The organism is Leucobacter sp. Ag1 (assembly GCF_000980875.1).
GTDB classification, from domain to species: Bacteria; Actinomycetota; Actinomycetes; order Actinomycetales; family Microbacteriaceae; genus Leucobacter; species Leucobacter iarius.
In genome coordinates, this window is sequence record NZ_LAYO01000026.1 from 1 (window position 1) to 2,549 (window position 2,549).

General features: G+C 60.7%; 1 protein-coding gene. It reads right to left on the minus strand.

What is annotated here, in order from left to right; genetic code table 11:
• Positions 1-319: 319 nt before the first annotated feature.
• Positions 320-2,296 (minus strand): LuxR family transcriptional regulator, encoded by a 1,977-nt coding sequence (locus XM48_RS00105; RefSeq protein WP_156174874.1) that lies wholly within the window; start codon positions 2,294-2,296, stop codon positions 320-322.
• Positions 2,297-2,549: the final 253 nt, after the last annotated feature.

Below are 2,549 nucleotides of genomic sequence, written 5' to 3' on the forward strand. Positions count from 1 at the left end.
GGGGGGGGGGGGGGGGGGGGGGCAGACTCAACGCGGATCAGGTCAAGCCAGCTCACAGAATGCACTCCAACATCTCCCTTTTGGCCGGCTCTTTCGGCGCGCTGCGTTAGATCAATTCTGGTGTATTCATCTAACGCAGCGAGGTCAGAGCGAGTTGATTTACGTAACCTCCGGGAAGCAAACCAGTAGTGACTTGCTCGCTATAGGTGGCCTGAAGTCCTGACGTAAGTGTTGTGAGTGATGGTGGTCGGATTCAGGGTCTTGCGCCGTGAGGTCTGGAGCGTCGAGAGAGGAAGTTCTTCTTTCCCGGAGCCTGGCTTCATGGCCTTGATCGTCCCTGCCCGAGATGGTGGCTCAGTGACCTGCGATTCGGCACGTCAAGCTTGCGCATGATGCGATGCATGTGGCTGTCAACAGTGCGTACGCTGATCACTAGCTGTGTCGCGATCTCCTTGTTTGTCAGCCCGGCCGCTGCAAGTTCTGCGACCTCGAGTTCTCTTTCAGAAAGCACGGTGCGGTAGGAGTTGAAGCGCAGGACGTCAAGATCTACTTCTCCTGCGTCCGATCTGATGCGAGACACATACTCGAGCGCCTGGAGTCGCCGCTCATGTTCTCCGGACTCGCCATACCACTGTGCCGCCAGCTGGCAGGCACCTACTGCGAGCCCGAATCGTCCCGTCTGGGCTAGCTCGGCGGCGGCATTCATCATGCCTCGCGGATCATGGTCGTGGAGTGCCGCAACATATTTTCCTTGTGCTTGCATAGCAGCGGCCTCGGGGATCGATTCCAGGTGGCGCTGTGCAACGAGCAAGCGTTCAGCGTCGGGTTTGATCTCTAGCGCGACGAGCATGCTCAGGATGCTCGCGAAGTAGGCCTTCCGGTGCCAAAGCTGCTCTCCGGAGGACCAGAGCTCGTCTGCAGCCTCCGCGGGCCTCCCGTTGAGAATCAGAAGCTGGGATACCGGCCATGCAAGACTCTGACCGGGTAGCGGGCCATCAGCGAGGTTGTAGCGTTGCGCATCGCCGGCATACCGTTCTGCCAGGAGTGTCTGTCCTCGGCGCGAGGCCATATTGGCTGCGACGGTGAGCAGCGCAATCTGCGCCCCAGGCGGGAAAGGCGTTGGCTCGCCTACCACGAAGACGGCGTCGAGCAACTCATCCATTGCCGAGTAGTCTCCGGAATGCGTGTGGCAGATTGCAGCGGCTGCACCAAAGCCCCGCACTCCTTCCGTGTCGAGCCGGCCACGAGATTCTTCGAAACCGTTCATGAGTACCCGGAGGGCTTCCGAGTGCAGGCCCTGCCCGAGAAGTGCCAACCCGAGAAGCACCCTGGGCTGAGTGCGGCTTGCTTGAGGGTCCAACGTCTCGATCATCTGGAAGACGTTCCTCGCGTCGCTGAAACGGCAGCCGGTTACGAGTACCAGCATCTGCGTTTCGAGGAGGGCAAGCTGAACCGACACCGGCAAGCCGTCGACGAGTTCGAGCTTTGCAGGAAAATCCTCGGGCACCCGGTCGAGATACGTCCGAACTGACACCTCAGCCGCGTCGAGAATGCGTGCATACGGGCCGAGGTCCTCGCTTCGTCCACGAAGCAGGCCAACCGCGGCTTCGATGTCCCCGTGAACATGCGCTACCCAGTTCGCCTGTAGCGCAAGAAACTTCGCTATGCTCTCGGGGTCTCCCAGCGACGGGTCAGTTGCAGCGAGGACTAGTTCGACAGTTTCCTCGACCATGGCGGAGTGCGACTCAATGAGCGCGGCGATGTAACGTGTCGCGCTCGAAGGGCTCGGATGCTCTTCCCACTCCACTGATGTCACAAGCCGCCGGGCTCTTGCCCGCTCGCGAACGAGCCCGGCAAACACGGCCTCATGACCGATGGTTTGGGCAGCGGACCGCTCAGCAAGGACTGCTGACGCAGATTCTGCTGAGCCGATTCGCTCGACGATGAGTTCCACCAGGCGAGTTCTTCGGGCGATGATGTTCTGGTGGCGGAAATACTCGGCGAGAATCGGCGGGACCACGGTCACCCGGCTACTTCGGTCGTCGGGCAGGAACGCGATGAGAGAGCGCTCCTCCAACAACTCGAGAGAGTCCCACTCAACGAGCTTGCGGACCGTTCCGATGTCAGCAGCACCGACAATCGCAATGACCTCAAGAGCTTCCCTGCTCTCTTCATCAAGATCTTCCAGATGCGTTTCGACAACGGCTCGCAGACCCGGTGACCAGAGATCCCCTTTGCTTGCCAGCCGGCCATCGCCACTTGGCGACAGGCGGCCTTCGAGCAAAGCGGCGTCCACGAGGGCAAATGCGAGACCAGCATTCCCTGCCGACTTGGAGTAGACCCTGTTCAGGGTTCCCGTTTCTAGCGGAGGGGCGTGAGGAACGAACCGGTGACAACTGAGCGTTAGTGCCGGGAGGCGCTGGCGGGGAGGATGTCATCATGCCCGGTCCTTATCCCAGAGAGTTCCGCGAGGACGTCGTCGCGGTCGCCAGACGTCGTGAGAGCGGCGTCACCATCAAACAGATCGCGACCGACTTCGGGATCAGCGA